21 protein-coding genes are annotated in these 20,415 nt (G+C 47.4%); 3 read left to right on the forward strand and 18 right to left on the reverse strand.

Annotation, left to right across the window (positions count from 1 at the left end; all coding sequences use genetic code 11):
• Nucleotides 1-128: 128 nt before the first annotated feature.
• Nucleotides 129-476, reverse strand: a complete 348-nt coding sequence (locus tag ACMXI2_RS22575) for a DUF4907 domain-containing protein (protein ID WP_483778316.1) — start codon at nucleotides 474-476, stop codon at nucleotides 129-131.
• Entirely contained in the window at nucleotides 469-1,467 is a 999-nt protein-coding gene (locus tag ACMXI2_RS22580) for a Kelch repeat-containing protein (RefSeq protein WP_483778317.1), read from the reverse strand. The genes ACMXI2_RS22575 and ACMXI2_RS22580 overlap by 8 nt, the downstream gene beginning before the upstream one ends.
• A gap of 247 nt (nucleotides 1,468-1,714) precedes the next feature.
• Between ACMXI2_RS22580 and ACMXI2_RS22585 the strand changes: the two genes are divergently transcribed.
• Nucleotides 1,715-3,049, forward strand: coding sequence for a DUF4270 family protein (locus ACMXI2_RS22585; protein WP_483778318.1), 1,335 nt, complete (start codon nucleotides 1,715-1,717; stop codon nucleotides 3,047-3,049).
• Nucleotides 3,050-3,058: 9 nt separating this feature from the next.
• Complete coding sequence (gene bamG, locus ACMXI2_RS22590; RefSeq protein ID WP_483778319.1) at nucleotides 3,059-4,288, forward strand: BamG family beta-barrel-assembly machinery protein; 1,230 nt, start codon at nucleotides 3,059-3,061, stop codon at nucleotides 4,286-4,288.
• 226 nt (nucleotides 4,289-4,514) lie between these two features.
• On the opposite strand, the gene ACMXI2_RS22595 is transcribed toward bamG, so the two are convergent.
• Complete coding sequence (locus tag ACMXI2_RS22595; protein WP_483778320.1) at nucleotides 4,515-5,885, reverse strand: GH1 family beta-glucosidase; 1,371 nt, start codon at nucleotides 5,883-5,885, stop codon at nucleotides 4,515-4,517.
• A 186-nt stretch (nucleotides 5,886-6,071) separates the two neighbouring features.
• Here ACMXI2_RS22595 and ACMXI2_RS22600 point away from each other — a divergent pair, with 186 nt between their 5' ends.
• Nucleotides 6,072-7,118 (forward strand): formylglycine-generating enzyme family protein, encoded by a 1,047-nt coding sequence (locus tag ACMXI2_RS22600; protein WP_483778321.1) that lies wholly within the window; start codon nucleotides 6,072-6,074, stop codon nucleotides 7,116-7,118.
• Here ACMXI2_RS22600 and ACMXI2_RS22605 read toward each other — a convergent pair.
• The 15 genes from ACMXI2_RS22605 to trpD all read right to left on the reverse strand — a co-directional run bounded on the left by ACMXI2_RS22605 (nucleotide 7,101) and on the right by trpD (nucleotide 20,408).
• Complete coding sequence (locus ACMXI2_RS22605; protein WP_483778322.1) at nucleotides 7,101-7,610, reverse strand: DsbA family protein; 510 nt, start codon at nucleotides 7,608-7,610, stop codon at nucleotides 7,101-7,103. The genes ACMXI2_RS22600 and ACMXI2_RS22605 overlap by 18 nt on opposite strands.
• A gap of 1 nt (nucleotide 7,611) precedes the next feature.
• Entirely contained in the window at nucleotides 7,612-8,073 is a 462-nt protein-coding gene (locus tag ACMXI2_RS22610) for a redoxin domain-containing protein (RefSeq protein ID WP_483778323.1), read from the reverse strand.
• Between the two features lie 114 nt (nucleotides 8,074-8,187).
• Entirely contained in the window at nucleotides 8,188-9,732 is a 1,545-nt protein-coding gene (locus tag ACMXI2_RS22615) for a M56 family metallopeptidase (protein WP_483778324.1), read from the reverse strand.
• A gap of 13 nt (nucleotides 9,733-9,745) precedes the next feature.
• Entirely contained in the window at nucleotides 9,746-10,105 is a 360-nt protein-coding gene (locus ACMXI2_RS22620; RefSeq protein WP_079470564.1) for a BlaI/MecI/CopY family transcriptional regulator, read from the reverse strand.
• A gap of 171 nt (nucleotides 10,106-10,276) precedes the next feature.
• Entirely contained in the window at nucleotides 10,277-11,416 is a 1,140-nt protein-coding gene (locus ACMXI2_RS22625) for a redoxin domain-containing protein (RefSeq protein ID WP_483778325.1), read from the reverse strand.
• Nucleotides 11,417-11,486: 70 nt separating this feature from the next.
• Nucleotides 11,487-12,569 (reverse strand): redoxin domain-containing protein, encoded by a 1,083-nt coding sequence (locus ACMXI2_RS22630; protein ID WP_483778326.1) that lies wholly within the window; start codon nucleotides 12,567-12,569, stop codon nucleotides 11,487-11,489.
• 258 nt (nucleotides 12,570-12,827) lie between these two features.
• On the reverse strand, nucleotides 12,828-13,421 hold the full coding sequence (hisIE, locus tag ACMXI2_RS22635) for a bifunctional phosphoribosyl-AMP cyclohydrolase/phosphoribosyl-ATP diphosphatase HisIE (RefSeq protein ID WP_483778327.1): 594 nt from the start codon (nucleotides 13,419-13,421) through the stop codon (nucleotides 12,828-12,830).
• 23 nt (nucleotides 13,422-13,444) lie between these two features.
• Nucleotides 13,445-14,200 (reverse strand): imidazole glycerol phosphate synthase subunit HisF, encoded by a 756-nt coding sequence (gene hisF / locus ACMXI2_RS22640; RefSeq protein WP_483778328.1) that lies wholly within the window; start codon nucleotides 14,198-14,200, stop codon nucleotides 13,445-13,447.
• Nucleotides 14,201-14,211: 11 nt separating this feature from the next.
• Nucleotides 14,212-15,357 (reverse strand): 1-(5-phosphoribosyl)-5-[(5-phosphoribosylamino)methylideneamino]imidazole-4-carboxamide isomerase, encoded by a 1,146-nt coding sequence (gene hisA, locus ACMXI2_RS22645; protein ID WP_483778329.1) that lies wholly within the window; start codon nucleotides 15,355-15,357, stop codon nucleotides 14,212-14,214.
• A gap of 1 nt (nucleotide 15,358) precedes the next feature.
• Nucleotides 15,359-15,952, reverse strand: a complete 594-nt coding sequence (gene hisH, locus ACMXI2_RS22650; protein ID WP_079470571.1) for an imidazole glycerol phosphate synthase subunit HisH — start codon at nucleotides 15,950-15,952, stop codon at nucleotides 15,359-15,361.
• 4 nt (nucleotides 15,953-15,956) lie between these two features.
• Nucleotides 15,957-16,730: a tryptophan synthase subunit alpha gene (gene trpA / locus ACMXI2_RS22655; RefSeq protein ID WP_483778330.1), complete on the reverse strand. Its 774-nt coding sequence runs from the start codon at nucleotides 16,728-16,730 to the stop codon at nucleotides 15,957-15,959.
• Between the two features lie 8 nt (nucleotides 16,731-16,738).
• Entirely contained in the window at nucleotides 16,739-17,947 is a 1,209-nt protein-coding gene (gene trpB / locus ACMXI2_RS22660) for a tryptophan synthase subunit beta (protein ID WP_483778331.1), read from the reverse strand.
• Between the two features lie 6 nt (nucleotides 17,948-17,953).
• Nucleotides 17,954-18,589, reverse strand: coding sequence for a phosphoribosylanthranilate isomerase (locus ACMXI2_RS22665; protein ID WP_079470575.1), 636 nt, complete (start codon nucleotides 18,587-18,589; stop codon nucleotides 17,954-17,956).
• A 4-nt stretch (nucleotides 18,590-18,593) separates the two neighbouring features.
• Nucleotides 18,594-19,397 carry an indole-3-glycerol phosphate synthase TrpC gene (gene trpC / locus ACMXI2_RS22670; RefSeq protein ID WP_483778332.1) on the reverse strand — a complete coding sequence of 268 codons (804 nt, stop codon included), beginning with the start codon at nucleotides 19,395-19,397 and terminating at the stop codon, nucleotides 18,594-18,596.
• Between the two features lie 15 nt (nucleotides 19,398-19,412).
• Entirely contained in the window at nucleotides 19,413-20,408 is a 996-nt protein-coding gene (gene trpD, locus ACMXI2_RS22675) for an anthranilate phosphoribosyltransferase (RefSeq protein ID WP_483778333.1), read from the reverse strand.
• Nucleotides 20,409-20,415: the final 7 nt, after the last annotated feature.

Raw genomic sequence — 20,415 nt, forward strand, 5'->3', positions numbered from 1 at the left:
GTGTTAAAATTTGTTAATCCGATATAAGGGTTTGTTAAATTTAATAAAGAGATTAAAAATAGCTTAAAAACGCGGAAATTGTCTTGGCTCAGGATTACGCTGATTATACTGCGCCAAGACAACATTCGCTATTGCGCTTCCGGTATCTGCATGGCTATTAATTCCTGCCGGGATACTGATGGTATTTTATGTTGTGTCAACTTCGTAGCTACCACCTGTCCTACACGCATTGCCTGCTCTCTTGATCTGAACGCATGGTTACCGGGAAGACCGGGAATCACATCCTGGTAAATATAGGTGTGTCCGTCTATATTTACCCTGTATCCCCATCCGTTGTTTATCTCAAAGGGCACCACTACTACCGGAACCATATCCGATCCGGGGTCGTGGGTGGTTTGCCGGTAAGATTTCCCCACCACAAAAGCCAGTACGATCACGGCAATACCGGCTACGATAATTATATTACGCTTAGTCATTTTCGTTGTACTCTGCAGTAGGATAAAATTCCCAGAAATCATCGAGCGACAGGCTGGAGCTGGCGCCCAGTCCAACGAAGCCACGGTCTTTCAAACTAAAGCCAACTGCTCCTGAGCGGGCAGCGCCTTCAAAAGCAGTTTTCTGTACCCAGCGGTCGGTACCCGGCGTGTATTCCCATACAGCAGCGGAATAGCCGCCTTTAATACCTGAAACGATGTAGCCCTTGCCCTGCATGGAGAAAGCGGCGGCGGAGCTGCCTGCAAAGTTATAGTCATCATCAAAGCTATCATCGCTTACGTTGGAGATAGGGTTGAGGGTAGTCCAGTTAGTTCCGTCGAATGAATAGAAGTCGGTTACATTAGCAGCGTTGGCAGTACCCATGCAAACATAGGCTTTGTTACCGATCACAAAAGCAGAAGCATCTGTTCTCTTTCCGCTGTTCATGCTTTCTACCTGCGTCCACGCGGTGGCATCCGGAGCTGTAGGGTCAAATTTCCAGTTGTCCTTTAACCAGTTGCCATCATAACCGGTGGTAATAAAACCTTTATCGTTCAGTGCAAAAGCCACCGCGCCATAACGGGCGGTTCCTTTAAAGTTGGCTTTTTTGGTCCAGGTTTTGGCAACCGGATCGTATTCGTAAAAGTCGTTCAGTTTATTTAATCCGTCGTAACCGGTACCCACATAACCTTTACCGGCCATTGCCATTCCAACTGCTCCATTCCTTGCCACGCCGGGGAATGAGGTAATCTGCGTCCACTGGTTCTGATCCACATCGTACACCCAGAAGTCCTGTAACCTTTCAGTTCCATCATAGCCGGTACCTACGTAAGCTTTATTATCAATTACAAAGGAAGCCGCCGAACTCCTGGCCACGCCTTCATATTGAGAGCGCTTAACCCAGTTCCCCACCAGCGTAGTGGTATCTGAACTTTTCGAACAGGCCGCCAGGGAAGCCATCAATAATAAACTATAACCTTTTAAATATCGCATTAGCATGTTCTTTTTACTAGCGCCAAAATTATCCGCAGGAGCATTCCGGCAAACAGGAAATAGCTGTTCCCCTGTTTTTAACGGACGGATACCGTTATTTCATCTACCAGTTGGTTTCTTTCGCCTGAAATGCCTGTTGCCGCGCTATTGGCGGCATAAAGGATATATTTCGTTATTCATCGATGAATTTTGGCCGTTGGCATATTAAAGGAACTGAAAGTATTGATCCTGTCTAAAATTGCGCACCATGAACAATACCATGTATCACTTATTTTTCAGGCGTTCAGCAGGAGGTATACGCAGGTACCTCCCCGCACTTTTACTGGTGGCGGCTGTTTCGTCCTGCCAAAAAACCGGGTTTACCTATAATAATGTTGTAGATAATAATCAGAATACAGATTACATCCTGACCGACACGCTCACCGTAAATGTGAAAACGGTGCAGCAGGATTCTGTACCCACTTCCGGGGCTGAGGTATTACTGGCCGGGAAAAGAGTGGACCCGCTGTTTGGCACCTCCACCATACAGTCCTATTTCCAGATTGCACAACCCGCCGCAGTAGATATCCCGGTGAATGGCTCCGCATACGATTCTATGGTATTGATCATGCGTCCTAACGGCTATATAGCCGGCGACTCCACCATACCACAGGATCTCCAGGTGTATCGTGTAACGTCTACCATCCAAACCGCAAAAAATTTCTACTACCTGTATAACAACAGCAGCTTCTCCACAGAAAGCACACCGATAGGCAGCTTCAGCGGCATTATCCGGCCGGGTACTGACACCATCGTTACCGTGCATATGTCCGATCTGCTGGGCAGTCAGCTATTTACCATGCTGCGTAACAAAAGTCCGGATATCACGGCCAATAATACCTTCCTGGAATTTTTTAAAGGACTGAATGTGAGAGGTGGGCCCAACAGTAAAGCCGTTACCGGCTTTAACGCTACAGAGAGTTACCTCGTGATGCGGTTATACTATCACGTCAACGAAATTATCACCACTGTTAAATATGTTGATTTTAAAATGCAGGCATCTAACCTGCAATTCAACCAGGTAGTAGCGGACCATACCGGCACGCCACTGGCGCCGCTTACCGGCAACGTTAAAGAACTTTCCTCCGCCAGCACCGGCAACAGGGTATTCACGCAACCTATCACCGGCTCGGCTACACGAATAGATATCCCCTATATCAAAAACCTCGTGTACATGGGACAGTTCTTTAAAATAATGAAAGTATACATGACGCTCAAACCGGTGCTGGGCACCTATACCGATAGCCGCCTTCCACCAAGAATGGCGCTGTGCGAAGTAAATAAACTGAACGATGTAACAGATACCCTTACTTATGGTCAGCTGACTGTAGATAAACTGTATGATAAAAACACTAACTACACCTTCGACATTACCAGCTATGTAACGAAAGAACAAACCGTCAGCGATGTCGACTCCCGCGGCCTCCTGCTTACACCCAGTGCTACAGACAGCAGAACAACGCTGGACAGACTGGTTACAGGTGATCAGAAGAATACTCAAAACCAGCTTAAAATACAGTTATACTATCTGTTGTATAAATAAAGGATACTCATGCGAATAAAAATATATAGCGGATTAATCATACTCCTGTTGTGCACGGCCACCGTAAAAGCGCAACGCGGCCTCAATTCCATTTATTCCGCCTATGGCATAGGCGACCTGGAATCGAGGGATTACAGCCGCAATTTCGGGCTGGGAAGCACTGGCATCGGCCGCAGGCATTCCGGCTACCTCAATGAACTGAATCCCGCCTCCTACAGCGCACTGCCTCCGCAAAACTTTATGTTTGACGTGTCGCTGAAAGCACAGCAGATAAATTACAGCGGCAACAATATTTCACAAAGCGCCGGGGATGTTAATTTTAAACGGCTCGCACTCGGATTCAAAGCAGCCAAATGGTGGGGTATCGGCGCAGGTATTACTCCCTTCAGCACCATCGATTACAAACTGGAAAACCAACAGTTTGTAACCGGTACAGGCACCCCTGTAACCGCCACCACTACTGGTACCGGCGGGTTTAACCGGGCCTATATCTCCAACGGTTTCCAGATCAGCAAAAACTTCTCCGCAGGCGTGTCTACCGCCTTTTTATTCGGCCCGTTGAATACTACCCAATATATTGGTTCTGATTCCTTACAAACACAGCATAACAAATATGGATTCAAACCCAACTTTACAGCAGGCGCACAATATGCAGGGAAAATAGGCAAGGACTGGCAACTCGGACTGGGCGCCACTTACCGCTTCGAAACAACGATGAAGCTCCAGGAAAAACTGAATATCGTTAACCAGGATGGTACTTCGTTATACCAGAAAGATGAAGATCCTTCTTTCTTTACCCTGCCCGCTGAATATGGTGCAGGTTTGAGTCTTACCAATGGTACCATTACCTGGGTAGCAGATTACCGGCACTCGCTGTGGAACTCACTGAATGCAAAAGGCGCTACCTACCGCTACCAGGACGGAGAACGGTATTCAACCGGTGTAGAATATACGATTAAACGGCAGTACTATAACCAGAGCTTTGAAGGAGCCGTGTTACAGGCGGGATTTGCTTATAATAAAACCCCGCTGGTAGTAGGCAGCACACAAATCACCGACATCTCCGGTACATTGGGCGTATCACTCCCCAATAAAAATGGTCAGCTCAGGTATTATGTTGGCCTGGAAGCCGGACAACGCGGAAAAGAAGGCACTGCGCTGGTGAAGGAAACATACGTAAATGCTGTATTTAATTTCAGCTTAAGGGATATCTGGTTCTTTAAACGATTGGCACAATAGTGGATAGGAATCGCCTTCGGCGATTGTAAATTGTCTTGGAACAGGATTACGCTGATTATACTGATTTATTTGATTTTATTTTTTCAGATTTTTTATAATGATTAAGGGAGATACAGGCGAATCTATTCGCTTATATCTCCCTTAATCATTATAAAATCTAAAAGGTTCAAATCCTGGTAATCAGTATAATCAGCGTAATCCTGTTCCAAGACAAAATCCGCATCTTCTACAATTCTTTCTCCGCCGACAACAACTCCCGAAACCAGTAGCCGGAGTCTTTAATCATTCGCTGCTGCGTGGCAAAATTCACGTACACCAGGCCAAAGCGGGCGCGGTAGCCCTCTGCCCACTCAAAGTTATCGGTAAGGGTCCAGGCGAAATAACCATCCACCGGAATCCCTTCTTTTTTTGCTTTCAGCACTGCAGTAAGATATTCCTGGAAATAGCTGATGCGCGCAGTATCTGCTACGCGGCCATCAGCGCCGGGTATATCCGGGAAGGCGGCCCCCCCTTCAGTAACGATCAGTTTCTTTACTCCTTTGTAACCGGTAAACTGGCGGAGAATTTCGTATAACCCGTTGCCGTTAATTTCCCAGCCCAGTCCTGTTAACGGCACATTCCTGTACCGGGCCTTCACCTCAGAGATTCTCACCACCGGCATAAAAGTGTTGTGCTTTACTACCAGCGGGAAATAATTCTGCACACCAATAAAATCAAAATCAAAGGCCAGCCGGTCCCAGTCGCGCCACAGGGCGTACCGGCGTTCAATACGTTTGAGCAACGGAAAATCCGCCGCCGGGTACCCCATTCCCAGCGAAGGTTCCAGGAACAGGCGGTTAAACAGCGCATCTGCACGACGCGCCGCCATCAGGTCCGCATCGCTGTTGCTATTGGGGATAATCTGTGAGCAGGACAGGGCCGTGCCGATATTCGCGCCGGCAACTTCTTCCCGGAGTACCCGTCCGCCCTCCGCCTGTGCCATCACCGCATGATGCACCGCCGGCAAAAACCAGGAGAGCCCAAACTTGCCCGGTGCATGTACCCCCAGCATATAACCCAGGGCCGTAAAGCCGAAAGGCTCATTCATCACAATCCAGTTCTTCACTTTATTCCCGAATTCGCGGGCGCATACCCGTACAAATTCTTCAAAAGCAAAAACAACACCCCGGTGGCTCCAGCCGCCTTTATGCTCCAGCGCCTGGGGCAAATCCCAGTGATAAAGGGTTACATAAGGCTCCAGCCCCAGCTCCAGGCACGCATCTATTACCCGGTGGTAAAAGTCGATCCCCGCGGAGTTTACCGCGCCCGTGCCTTTAGGCATGATGCGCGACCAGGACAGCGAAAAACGGAATACGGAAAAGCCCAATAGCTTCGCCAGCAGTATATCCTGTGTATAGCGGTTGTAAAAATCGGTGGCTATTTGTGCGTGGCTTTTATCTTTGATCTTGCCCTTACGGCCGGAGAAAGTATCCCAAATAGAGAGTCCCTTGCCATCGGTATTGAAGGCACCTTCATTCTGAAATGCGGAAATAGTAACCCCCCAGAGAAAATCATCCCCGAAGTCCTTTCGGGTAAAGGGTACGGCAGTTGTTTGCATATGCAATACCTGTAACCGGGAGCAAATGCTTCCCGAAACAGCATGCAGTTTACAACAGTTTTCGGGGAAATTTAATTATATAATTGTTAACGGGACAATTGCGGCCGGAAAGCCTGCGGTGAAAATTTCGCAAAAGCTGTTTTAATATATTATTTTTGAAAGCCTACTAAATTGATAGACAAATATATGTTTAAGATAAACCTATTGCTTGGCTTTGCATTGCTGAGCGCCTGTGCGGGGAATCCGGGGAAGCAGGACGCAGCTGCCGCCGGAAAGGATTCGCTGAATAAAATGGTACTGATACCGGCAGGTACTTTTACAATGGGCGCCGACGACTCTACCGGTATGGCAGATGAATATCCTAAACATACCGTGGATATTGCCGGTTTCTGGATGGATGAACATGAAGTGACCAATGCTGAATTTGCACAATTCGTAGCCGCAACAGGATATATAACAACTGCAGAAAAGCCCATCAGCAAAGAAGAATTGCTGGCCAGCCTGCCACCCGGAACACCGGAACCCGACAGCGCTGCATTGGCGGGAATGATGGCGCCGGGAGCGCTGGTATTCACACCTCCTGATCATGCGGTTCCTTTCAATGATATTTCCCAATGGTGGTCCTTTGTAGCAGGCGCCACCTGGCAACATCCTGAAGGACCAGCCAGCAACATCGATAAGCGGGAAAATGAGCCCGTTACGCAGGTGTCGTGGCTGGATGCACAGGCTTACGCCAAATGGGCCGGGAAACGCCTTCCTACAGAGGCGGAATGGGAATACGCAGCACGTGGCGGCCTGTCAGGTAAAATATATCCCTGGGGAACCGAAGCCTTAACCAGCGGCAAGCCCAAAGCCAATACCTGGAACGGTAATTTCCCTTACAATAATATCAAAACAGATGGCTACTCCGGCCTCGCCCCGGTGAAATCGTATAGTCCTAACGGTTACCAGTTATATGACATGTCCGGCAATGTATGGGAATGGTGTGAAGACTGGTACGATGCCAATTATTATATCCAGGGAGAAAAAGGAGTGAAGAATCCGGCGGGACCGGCAGCAGGGTTTGATCCGGACGATCCGGGCCAGGCCAAGCGCGTAATCCGGGGAGGTTCCTTTATGTGCAGTGATGAATATTGCCGGGGATACCGTGTGTCTGCACGCATGAAGAGCACACCTGAATCCGGTTTGGCGAACCTGGGTTTCCGTTGCGTGCGTTCACTTGACCAGAAATGAAGACAATTCGCGGTAGTCGCCGTTGTAGCGTTTGCCGTTTACATAAAAAGTAGGCGTGCCATTTACGCCGCTGCGAACGCCACTTTCAAAGTCGGACTCCACCCTGCTCAGCAGTTTGGGAGCCTCCATGTCTTCTGTGAATCGTTGCAGATCCAGCCCCTGTTCTTTTGCCAGTGTTATCAACAAGGCCTCATTTAATTCGGGCTGACGGTTATAAATGGCATCATGCATTTCCCAGAAACGGTCTTGTTTAGCGGCTGCTTCTGCTGCCAGAGCGGCATCCATCGCATATTCATGGGCTTCAGACAATGGAAAATTGCGGAATACAAACCGGAGCTGACTAGCAAAACGTTCCTGTAGTTCCTTTACCACGAAAAAAGCCTCCCGGCAGTAGGGACATTGAAAGTCGCCATATTCAACCAGTTCGATAGTGGCATGGGGCGCACCGAGGACATGGTCCAATGCGTTTACCGGCGGGATCAGTGTAGGCATATCAGTTATTTTTGAGATTTTCCAGGGCTTCCAGGATACCATCTGCGCCCGGGTTTTCGTTCACCGGCGATAAATAGCTCCATTGAATGATGCCGTTGGCATCTATAACAAACAACGCACGTTTGCTTACGCCAAACTTTTCCTCATACACGCCATAAGCAATGGAAACAGCACCTTTCGGCTCAAAATCGGAGAGCAGGTCGAAGTGGATCTGGCGGGCGCTGGCAAACGCGTGATGACACCAGGCTCCGTCTACAGAAATACCCAATAGCACAGCATTGTACTTTTCAAAGTAGTGAAGCATTTCATTGTACAGCGTCATCTGATCGCTGCATACAGGGCTCCAGTCGGCCGGATAAAAGGCCAGGATTACATTTTTGCCACGCAGGTCCTTTAAATGGACCTTCCTTTCCGGAGTGGCTTCCAGCGTGAAATCAGGAGCAATTTGGCCTTTCTGTAACATAAGCAATGAGTTCTTAACCCTATATAAACAGCTATTGCGAAATAATGTTGTGCAGAAACAAAAATGCCACGGTGGCGGACCGTGGCTTTTTGTGATGGGCTATTGCAGTTAATATTATTTAATAATGACTGTATCTGAGTCAACTCTGATGGCATTTCCGTCACCTTTGGTGGTAATCATCACTACGCCTTCCGGGTGCGCTTCGCCTTTGTAAATAGTAGCTTTGCCTCCCTTGTAAACATTTACGGATTTGATAGAAGAAGCGGGTATGCTGTTAGCTTCTTCACTGGACACTTTCTTACCATCTACCAGTAACAATGCACCTGCCGGAAGCGTTTGTGCACCATTGTTTTTGCCGGTACTAACACCCGTCCTGAATCCAATCACATTAACAGCACGGTGGGTAGTATCCGTTGCCGGTGCAACCCTTAACCCCTTCTTCATGGTAATCAGGATCACACCGTTCTTTCCCCGGGGACCATAAATTGCAGTAGCTGCATTGTCTTTCAACACGCTGATAGATTCGATCCCGTCCGGCGAAATACCTGTACTTTCCATTGATTCCACCGGCTTACCATCTACTATGTAGAGCGGGGCTTCATCCGGATCCACATTCCGAAGCCTGATCACGTTTCCTTGCGCAGGCGCCACCGTATCTTTTACTATTCTCGGCGGTGGAGGCGGCGGCTGTTTTACCACTTTGGGTGGTGGTGGAGGCGGCGGAGGCGTTTTAGGTGGTGGCGGAGGCGGAGGTACAGTGTCTTTAACGATAACGTTGGCAAAAGGATTAACGGAAGGCGCCTTTGTGTAATTGAGCGACAAAACGGTTCCTCCTACCAGTAGTCCTAATACCAGGTAACGCGCCATTTGATAACGTGATGACTTTTTGCTGTTCATCATGATGATCCTGTTTTTTAGATGTGAGAAATTGAAATTGTTTGCGATGGCCGTCGCATATGGGATCCCACTTACTTTAATTAAATTGTATTGATAGGCGGTTTTATCCACGCCCTGCTTTAGCAGGTACCTGTCTGTTATAAACTCCAGGTTTTCACGGATGGCTGTTTTCATGAGCCATGCGCCGGGATTGAACCAGTAAAAAATATTGTTGAGTTCTCCCAATACCACATCCACACTATGCCACTGCTGTACATGCACTTTCTCATGACGCAGTATGGCCGGCAGTTCCTCCGGCTGATGCAGCACAGGATTGATATAAATATTCCGGAAGAAAGAAAAAGGATTCACGGGTTGCTGCAGCACCTGTACGGGGATATCAGCTATTTCACTGCGTTGGGAGCTTCGGTGTATCTTCCATAACGACAACAACTGGAAACAAAAACGTATAGCCATTACAGATACGCCTGTCCAGAAGATATACACCAGCAATGTCCAGATAGTAAACACCGGTGCAGGCGCCTGCCAGCCGGCAAGATCCGGAACATAGGTCATCACACTATCCGCCAGTGCTTCGTGCCTGTTTACAAACGCATCAATGGGGATTGAGGGAAACAAGGATGAAAAGGCAATACCGGTGAGCAGAAACAACCTGTTCCCGGTATAAAAGGTAAGCCTGCGCAAACCAAAACGGTAAGCGAGAAAAAATAACGTAAGCGCGATATTTGCCTTTAAGAGGTATATTAAAATAGCAGGTACCATAGCCGTAATTTTATTATTTACCTTTTTCTATCATGTTGATAATTTCCTTTAACTCAGCCGGACTGATCTTTTTCTCTTTGGCGAAAAAAGACACCAGCTCTTTATACGAGTTTTCGAAATAGTCTTTCACAAAGCCATTCATAAACTTCTGTTTATAAGCTGCTTCTTCCATAACAGGTGTGTATTCATATACGTTACCCACCTTCCTGCTTTCCACAAAACCTTTTTTCTCCAGGTTCTTAATGGTAGAAGCCAATGTGGTATAAGGAGGCGCCGGAGCGCTGTGCGCTTCCAGGAAGTCTTTCACAAAACCTTTCCCTACTTTCCAGATAGCCAGCATGGCTGTTTCTTCTTGCTGGGTAAGCTTTTCCATAGCAATGAATATTTTGAATTACGATTCTTTCGTAAATCTACGAAAGTTTCGTAGACAAACAAATATTTTTTTAGAAAGATGATTTCAGCGGGCAGGATTGTTTAAAAAGAAAGAGGCGCAAAGGATGGAACCTTTGCACCTCTAAATATGTTTTCTCCCGGAGGGAAATTATTATTTCAATATCTCTTCCAGCTTGGAGGCCAGTTCATCACCACGCAGGTTTTTCGCTACGATCTTTCCTTTAGGATCGATCAGTACATTCTGCGGAATGGCGCGAACGCCGTAAAGGTCTGCTGCTGCATTCTTCCAGCCTTTCAGGTCGGATACATGCGTCCAGGTGAGCTTGTCTGCATCAACAGCAGCCAGCCACTTGTCTTTTTTGTCATCCAGGGAAACGCCGAGGATTTCAAAGCCTTTGGACTTGAATTTATCGTATGCCTTTACCACGTTGGGGTTTTCTGCACGGCAGGGGCCGCACCAGCTGGCCCAGAAATCAACCAGTACATATTTACCCCGGAAAGACGACAGGCTGATGTCTTTACCACTGGCATCTGCCTGGGCAAATTCAATGGCAGGCTGACCAACAGCCGTTTTACGGGCAGATTCGAGACGTTTGGAGAATTCTTTACCGGAAGGTGAATTCTTTGCTTCCTTGCTTAATTTCTTGAACAGCGGCGTAACTTCAGCTGGTTTTATATCGTAACCGGCTACCTGGTTTAACAGGAAGATCGCAATAGGAGAACTGGTATTTTTAGAAAGAAAATCGTTCTCGATCTTTTTCTCTTCTGCATCTAACGCATCATATGCTGCTTCCAGTTTCTTAATCCCTTCTTCGTCTTTATTCTTCGCCAGTTCGCGGTATTGTTTCTGCAAAGCAGCGCCTTTCTCATTTACATCTTTCAGCTGTTCATTCAGATTTTTGTAATCGTCATTTGCTTTGGAACCAGTAACAGTAGCTTTGCTGATAGAATCAGTAGTGCTGATAGTGATAACGCCTTTGTCCAGGAAAACCGCCAGCATATCGCGTCCCATCGACACTGGTTTCTCGGTACCTTTCTGCACCAGCATCAGGCTGGCCAAACCAGCTTCTTCCAGGGTACCGTTAAAGGTAAATTTACCGTCTTTGATCTGCGCGCTGTCCATGAAGTTCTCACCGCTCTTGCGCATCCGGAGGTATATAGTAGCAGGATTGTGCTGCTGAGAAACAGTTCCCTGTATAGTATATGGTTTGCCTGTAGCCACACCTTTCTTGTCCTGGGCAAACATCATCGCCGGCGCTAAAAGGGCAACACCTATAATTGCTTTTTTCATTGGTTTTTGTTTTACGAATAACAAATTTGTAAAATCCGCCGCTCTTTAACAACCTGATTTTGATAAGCGGCTATTTTAACAACTGTTCCAGCTTTGCCTCCAGCTCTTCCCCACGCAGATTGCGGGCAATAATTTTCCCGGCGGGATCTACGAGGAAGTTAGTGGGAATAGACTGAACGCCATACTGCACTGCTACTTCATTGCCCCAGCCACGCAAATCGGATACCTGGGTCCAGGCCAGTCCATCCTGGCTGATAGCCCGTAACCAGCGCTCACGGTTATCGTCCAGCGAAACGCCCAGAATGGTGAAGTTTTTATCCTTGAACCTGTTATAAGCCTTTACTACATTAGGATTCTCCTGGCGACAAGGACCACACCAGCTCGCCCAGAAATCAACCAGTACATACTTACCACGGAAAGACGACAGCTTTACCGGCTTCCCTTTACTATCCTCTTGCGAAAAATCGTCGGCGGCCACATTCGACACGTTCGCTTTCAGACTTTTTACATAGGCGGTTACACTCTGCCCGTACTGACTTTCCTGCACCGACTTATCCAGTGATTCAAACAATTGTCTGAACTCCTCCGGTTCCAGCCTGCTGCGCAGTTCGTTCATCATCAGCCAGATACTGGCAATGCTCTTCGGATGCGAGGTAATAAACTGTTTACCGGTATTCACCACTTCCCGGCTGAAAGTCTCTGCTTTCTTACGGAAGGCATTCTTTCCCGGCTCATCTTCAGGATTAATCTGTTTTGCTTCGTCATTCAGCTCCTGCGCCTGTTTAATCAATGGCTCAAATGCTTTCTGGTACTCCTGCATTGCCAGCGTATTCTCATTTCCTTTCACGGAAGTGGCAATAGGATAGGTAGCCACAGAGGTAGTAAACTGAACAGGCTCATTCCCTGTTACAAACAACATCGGGTAATTTACATCCCGCAATATCAACGCATACACTGCTGGCTCTTTACCGCCTTTTACACGGAAGCTGAACTGCTCATTCTTTATCACTGCCGAATCATCCGGGTTATTATCCTGGTCGTCAAAAAGATAGATGGTTTTGCCGTTGCCTCCCCTCACAATACCCGACACCTGCTGGGCATTTGCACCTGCGAAAACCAATACCGCAACGGCTAACAGGAAAATCTGTTTCATTACAAATTATTTTAATTAGTTAGTGGGGTGTAATATACGAAGAGATTTTTTTATGGAGATGGGTGCCGGCTTCGCCAGCACTAAATTGTCTTGCAGCAGGATTTAACTGATTAAAATGATTTCGCTGATTTGATTTTGTTCATGAGTGGGCTTATAAGTTAGTTATCAACCTCTAATAAATAAAAATAAAATCAGCGAAATCATTTTAATCAGTTAAATCCTGGGCAAGACAATTTAAAAACCGGCGAAGCCGGTATACTATTTATGCCGCTGTTTTAACACCGATATAACATCTGACAGCTGGAAACCCTTTGCCTGAAGAAGGATCAGGTAATGGAACAACAAGTCAGCAGATTCGTTGAGGAACAGCTCATCGTTATTGTCTTTGGCTTCAATCACTACTTCTACGGCTTCCTCTCCTACTTTCTGTGCAATTTTGTTGATGCCTTTGGCAAAAAGACTGGCAGTATAAGATTTATCGGAAGGATTATTTTTCCGGTCAGTAATGATGTTTTCCAGGGTGGAAAGAAAGTCGTTGCCCACATTCCTTTCATCCCAGCAGGTATCAGCGCCGGTATGGCATACCGGGCCCACGGGACTGGCCTTAATGAGAATCGTATCCTGGTCGCAATCTATCATCAGGTCTTTTACGATCAGGAAATTACCACTCTCCTCTCCTTTTGTCCACAAACGGTTTTTTGAGCGGCTGAAAAAAGTCACCTTGCCATCCAAAACGGTTTTCTCCAGCGACTCCCGGTTCATGTAACCGAGCATCAGCACCTTATTGGTGATGGCGTCCTGTATAATGGCCGGTACCAGGCCATCGGGCGACTTTTGAAAATCTATCTGCATTGTTTACTTATTTCAGGTATCACTTAAAATCTTACGTTCACTCCCTTGTTATAAAGAAAAGTTTTGAGCGCAGGAATTTCTATTTCTTTATAGTGGAAGATGCTCGCAGCGAGTGCAGCATCTGCTTGTGCTTTTTCAAAAACGTCGGTAAAATGTTCCATTGTACCAGCCCCGCCGGAGGCGATAACAGGCACATTCAGGTGCTGTGCCAACTGCCCGGTAATATCCAGCGCAAAGCCTTTCTTCGTACCGTCGTTATTCATGGAGGTGAGCAGTATCTCACCCGCGCCACGACCCACTGCTTCTTTTGCCCAGTCGAATGCTTTTACATCCGTTTTCACACGGCCGCCATTCAGGTACACGTACCAGTCGCCGTCCTCAAAGCGGGTATCAATAGCCAGTACAATGCACTGACTGCCAAATTCACGGGCCAGCCTGTCTACCAGTGCCGGATCTTTAAAAGCAGAAGTATTTACAGAAATCTTATCTGCACCGGATTGCAGCAGCACGTATACATCTTCCACGGAAGAAATACCGCCACCAACAGTAAACGGAATATTCACATGACGGGCAATGTTTGTTACCAGCTCCGCCAGCGTTTTTCTCCGTTCGTTCGTTGCCGTTATATCCAGAAACACCAGCTCGTCAGCTCCCTGTGAAGCATATAAAGCACCCAGTTCCACAGGATCGCCGGCATCGCGGATATTTTCAAAATTGATGCCCTTCACGGTACGGCCGTCTTTAATATCCAGGCATGGTATGATGCGTTTGGTCAACATGTACTAATAGTTTACAGGAATGTTTTTAATGCATCCATAGAGATGTTACCTTCATAGATCGCTTTACCGATAATAGCGCCACTACAGCCAATTTCCTGCAGGGCCGCCACATCTTCAATATTACTCACGCCGCCGCTGGCCACAAAGTTAATACCCGGAAAGCGTTCTATAATTTTTTTATACAGATCGATTGACGGTCCCTGTAAAAGGCCGTCCTTAGCGATATCGGTACAAAAGATATTGGTGACGCCCCGTGCGATATTGCTTTCGAGGAAATCAAATACAGATAACTCCGTTGTTTCCAGCCAACCGCCTACTGCGATCTTTTCTTCTTTTACATCTGCGCCCAGGAATATTTTATCTGCCCCATATTGCTTCACCCAGCTGAAAAACAATTCCGGTTGCTTCACAGCCACACTACCGATGGTAGCCAATGCAGCGCCGCTTTGAAATACAATCTCCAGGTCTTTATCCGTTTTGATACCACCACCAAAATCTGTTACCAGACTGGTTCTGCCGGCAATACTCTCCAGCACTTTCCAGTTTACCACCGCTCCTTTTTTGGCGCCGTCGAGATCTACCAGATGAAGGCGGCGAACGCCGATAGCCTCAAATTCCTTTGCCACTTCCAGCGGATGTTCGTTATATACCTTCTGCTGATTGTAATCGCCCTGGGTAAGCCTTACGCATTTACCACCGATGATATCGATAGCGGGTATAATTTCAAATTTCTTAGTAGTCATGTTTTGCTGATCCAAAGGCAGTTCCATTCTAACAAAAGTGATTCCCCCTTTAATAAAGTAATCACCTTTCGTCGTGTAGCCCAGCCTGTCATAAAATGTTACTGCAGTATCGCGGGCATTACACCAGAGCAGTTTTATTTTTTCTTTTTTACAGATATCCGCCAGATGCGCCAGTATCGCTTTGCCAAAGCCTTTTCCCTGTGCAGCCGGCGCTGTAACCAGTTTGCGGAACTGCGCACTGTCGCGGCCCAGGAAAAGGGATACCACTGTTACCAGCTGCCCCTGATCAAAAACGCCGAAGTGTAATCCATCTGCATCGTGGTCTACTTTTACAGCGTCCAGCGACTCATTGGGATATAACACATCCCTGCGGAGCTGCAGCGTATCATCTGCGCTGATTTTCCGGATGTTCATCTTACAGGTTCAAAAAGTTTTCAATAATACGGGCGCCGGCTACTGCGGATTTCTCCGGGTGAAACTGTACCGCGTAAAAATTATCCTTCTGCAAAGCAGCACTGTAGTTGATCACGTAATTGGTGATGGCTACAGTATCTGCGCCGAGGGCTGCATAGTAGCTATGTACAAAATACATGTAGGAATTCTCCGGCACATGTTCAAACACTACACTGTGCAAACCGGTGATGTTGTTCCATCCGATCTGTGGTATTTTCAGCAGGTTTTCCACCGGCGACTGAAAACGTTTCACATCCACATCAAATACACCGAGGCATTTGGTATCGTTTTCTTCCGAATATTTACACAACAGCTGCATCCCCAGGCAAATGCCCAGCACCGGCTGTTTCAGACCGGCAATCACAGCATCCAGTTTCCTTTCTTTCAGGTACTGCATCGCCGTGCTGGCTTCACCCACCCCGGGAAAAATCACCTTATCGGCCGACATGATCTCTTCGTGATCATCCGTAACAGTACCGTTTACGCCTAAACGCTCCAATGCGAATTGCACAGAGCGGATATTGCCGGCGTTATATTTTATGATAACCGTTTTCATGTTATTACTGAATTATTCCCGAAATAAACGTTTTCACCGTTTCGTCAATATTTTTGCTGTGCTCAATGGCCCTGATAAAAGCAGTACCAATAATAGCGCCATTGGCATATGCAGATGCCGCCTCAAAAGTAGCTTTATCTTTTATACCAAAACCAATTAAAACCGGGTTTTTGAGCTGCAATTGCTTCAGCCGCTCAAAATAAGCCTGCTGGTCTTTCATATCCTTGTCTTTTCCCGTAGTGGAGGAAGAAGACACGGCATAAATAAAACCCTTACTCAGACTATCTATTTTACGGATCCGTTCTTCACTGGTTTCCGGCGTTACCAGGAAAATCAGGTGCAGGTTATACTTTTCAAAAATGGGCCTGTATTCATTTTCATATTCCGCCATCGGCAGGTCCGGCACAATGATACCATCTACGCCTACTTCTGCACATTTTGCACAAAAGGCTTCGACACCGTAAGTTAATACCGGGTTGAAGTACCCCATGAGAATAACGGGCACCTGTATACGATCCCTGAAGCTGGTAAGTTGTTCAAACAGTTTGTGAAGACTCATCCCGTTCTGCAACGCTTTGGTGCTGCTGTCCTGGATCACAGGGCCATCCGCCAGCGGATCGGAGAACGGCATGCCCAGCTCAATAAGATCCGCCCCATACTGTTGTAACGCGGTCATTACCGGCAGGGTGTCATTTAACTGCGGAAAACCAGCCGTACAATATATATTTAAAACGTTGTGCCGTTTAACGGCAAACAGTTGATCAATACGATTTTGCATAATCCATTTTATTTATTCATGTGACGGATATAGGTATCCAGATCTTTATCACCGCGACCGGAAAGGCATACCACTACTACATCATCTGTATTCAGTGGCAGGTCTTTCAGTTTAGCCAGGGCGTGAGCCGATTCCATAGCAGGAATAATTCCTTCCAGCAGGCTCAGTTCATAAGCTGCTGCAAGCGCCTCATCATCGGTGGCCGACAGGAATTGTGCGCGGCCCGATTCATATAAATGGGCGTGCATCGGTCCGATGCCGGGATAATCAAGTCCTGCGGAAATGGAATGCGGTTCCACAATTTGTCCGTCGTTGGTTTGCATCAGCAATGTTTTGCTGGCATGGATAATACCAATGGTGCCCAGCTGCGTGGTGGCGGCGGAAAACCCGCTGTGTACACCCTTTCCACCAGCTTCTACTGCTACCAGTTTCACTTCTTCCCTGTCGAGATAGTGGAAGTAGGCGCCGGCTGCATTGCTACCGCCACCAATACAGGCCAGTACATAGTCAGGATTTTCGCTGCCGGTTTTCTCCAGGAGCTGTTTCTTTATCTCTTCGCTGATCACCGACTGAAAACGGGCCACCATATCGGGGTATGGATGCGGGCCTGCAGCGGTACCTAAAATATAGTGGGTATCTACCGGGTTGTTGATCCAGTCGCGGATTGCTTCGTTGGTGGCGTCTTTCAACGTTTTGCTGCCACTGGTGGCCGGCACTACAGTGGCTCCCAGCATTTTCATACGGGCTACGTTGGGCGCCTGTCTTTCTATATCGATGCTCCCCATATACACCACACACTCCATGCCCATGAGCGCACATACGGTGGCAGTAGCCACGCCATGCTGACCGGCGCCGGTTTCAGCAATGATACGGCGTTTCCCCAGTCGTTGCGCCAGCAGGATCTGCCCGATAGTATTGTTTACTTTATGTGCGCCGGTATGATTCAGATCTTCTCTCTTAAGATAAATTTTCGCTTTATATTTTTCAGACAAACGCTTTGCAAAATATAAAGGGGAAGGCCGTCCTACATAATCCCGCAGCAGGGCTTCAAAGTCCTGCTGAAAAGTAGGATCACTGAGGATGCTGAGGTATTGGGACTGTAGTTCCTGTACATTGGGATACAGCATCTCCGGGATATATGCCCCGCCAAATCTGCCATAATAGCCATTCTTATCCACCTGATACCTGGAGTTGCCGGTATTAATCGCAATATCCATGACCGTCTATTTTATTATTGATGAATGAATTTGTTTCACAAATTGTTTTACCAGCGGGATGTTTTTCACACCCGGACTGTCTTCAAACTTACTGTTCACATCTGCAGCAAACAACGCCGGCAACTGCATCTCCAATATTTCCGCTGCCTGATCCGCACTAATGCCACCACTTAAAAAGAAGGGATGATCAAAAGGATAAGCAGCCAGCAGCTCCCAGTTAAATCTTTCGCCGGTACCGCCATAACCTTTTACAGAAGCAGTATCGAACAGGAAATAATCCGTTACCGGTATAAAAGGCGCTACCTCGGTTTGCCAGTTAACGTTGTCACCTATACGAAAAGCTTTCACTACCGGAATAAATGTGCGGACAGCGGCGCAAAATTCCGGTGTTTCATCGCCATGCAGTTGCACCAGGTCCAGTGCGTAATCGCTCACGGTGCGCTGGATCTGCTCCAGCGGCGCATTTACAAACACCCCTGCTTTCTTGATGCGGGTGGTTTCCCGTACCGATCTTGCATCTATTTTGTTACCGGCAAAACGCGGGGATTTTTCGTAAAAAATAAACCCCGCATAGTCCACGCTGTTATCTACCAGCGCCTGCAAGTCATTTATCCTGGTAATGCCGCAAACTTTAATACGCATAGTGTTATGATTTATGCTGCAGGTCGTTGAGTGTTTGTACAAAATTTTCAAAGGCACGCGCAGGATCTTCCTGTTTCATGAAATGCTCGCCTATCAGGAATCCCTGGAACCCGGCGGCTTTCAATGTTACAATAGCAGCAGGATCGTTGATACCGCTTTCTGCCACTTTAACTTTATCCGCCGGAATTTTCGGCGCCAGTTCACAGGAGCGGTTAAAGTCCACCTGGAAAGTGATCAGGTCGCGGTTATTCACCCCTACCAAATGAGTATGTCCGGTTACTTTTTCCAGTTGCGCTTCACTGTGCACTTCCAGCAATACTTCCAGTCCGAGGTTATGTGCAAAGGCGGCCAGGTGTGCTACCTGTGCGGCATCCAGGCATTCTGCGATGAGGAGTATTACATCCGCACCAATGGCCTTTGCTTCCAGTATCTGGTATTCATCTATCACAAAATCTTTCCGCAGAATCGGGATCTGGTTGAAGCTGCGTGCCTGTTGCAGATCGTCGGAAGAACCGCCAAAATATTTTTCATCGGTGAGTACCGACAGCCCGGAAGCGCCGTAACGGGTATATGCAGTGGTCACCTGTTGAACAGTAACATCGCCATTGATCACTCCCTTTGAAGGAGAGCGGCGTTTGAACTCTGCAATGATGCCCGTTTTTTCCGGCTGTTGCAGGAAATGGCGGAGCGACAAGGTTTCCCTCGGGAATGCCGGCGACTGCTCCAGGTCCTGCGCGCTGCGCTGCAGCTTGCGGGCAGCTACTTCGATGTGTTTATGAGCAACAATTTCTGCTAAAATATTCTTCATGATAAACTATCTGTACTACGACTGCAAAGCAATCAGTTTTTTGAACGCATTATGTGCACTGCCCGACTCCAGGGATTCTACCGCGGCGGCGAAGCAATCTTCATACGAATTATATTTTCCGAGGCTGTACAAACCCATTGCTGCGTTGGCAAAAACAACGGAATTCTGTGCCCAGGTACCTTCTCCTTTCAGGATCTTCATAAAGATCTTTGCGGCTTCTTCAGTAGAGTTACCGCCATAAATATCTTCCTGGTGAACTTTACGTTTGCCCAGCTGTTCCGGGGTCCAGTCCTGTTCACCTTTGTTGGTGATCACTTTGGTATCTGCCGTGAGGGATATTTCATCATATCCATCCAGGCTGTGAACAATCACAAACTGTTTGTCCGTTTGCTGGAACAGGTAGTTATATACCCTTGCCATTTCCAGGCTGTACACGCCGATCAGCTGATGTTTGGCCAGCGCCGGGTTCACCAGGGGGCCGAGCATGTTAAAGAACGTACGGATACCCAGCTGGCGGCGGATACCGGCTACATGTTTCAACGCCGGGTGGAACAGGGGTGCGTGGAGAAAACAGATACCCGAATCTTCCAGCTCTGTTCTCAGTTTGGCATCGTCATTCTTGAATTTATACCCTATCAGCTCCATTACATTGGAGGCGCCGCTTACAGAAGACACGCCATAGTTGCCATGTTTGGCTACTTTGGCTCCTGCGCCGGCTACCACAAAGCACGACAAGGTAGAAATATTAAAAGTATTTTTCGCATCCCCGCCGGTACCAACGATGTCCAGTACATCGTAGCCGTTGAGATTAACCGGTACGCAGAGTTCCAGCAAGGCATCACGGAAACCCAGCAACTCATCGATGGTAATGCTGCGCATCAGGTATACAGTCATGAAAGCGGCCAGTTCGCTTTCATTGAACATGCCTTTGGAAATGCTGATTAAGATATCTTTGGCAGCTTCGCGGCTGAAAGTTTTATGTTCAAAAAGGTAGTTAAGAATCTTTTTCATTTTTGGA

It is taken from the genome of Chitinophaga sp. G7 BAM 1005 (assembly GCF_057126945.1).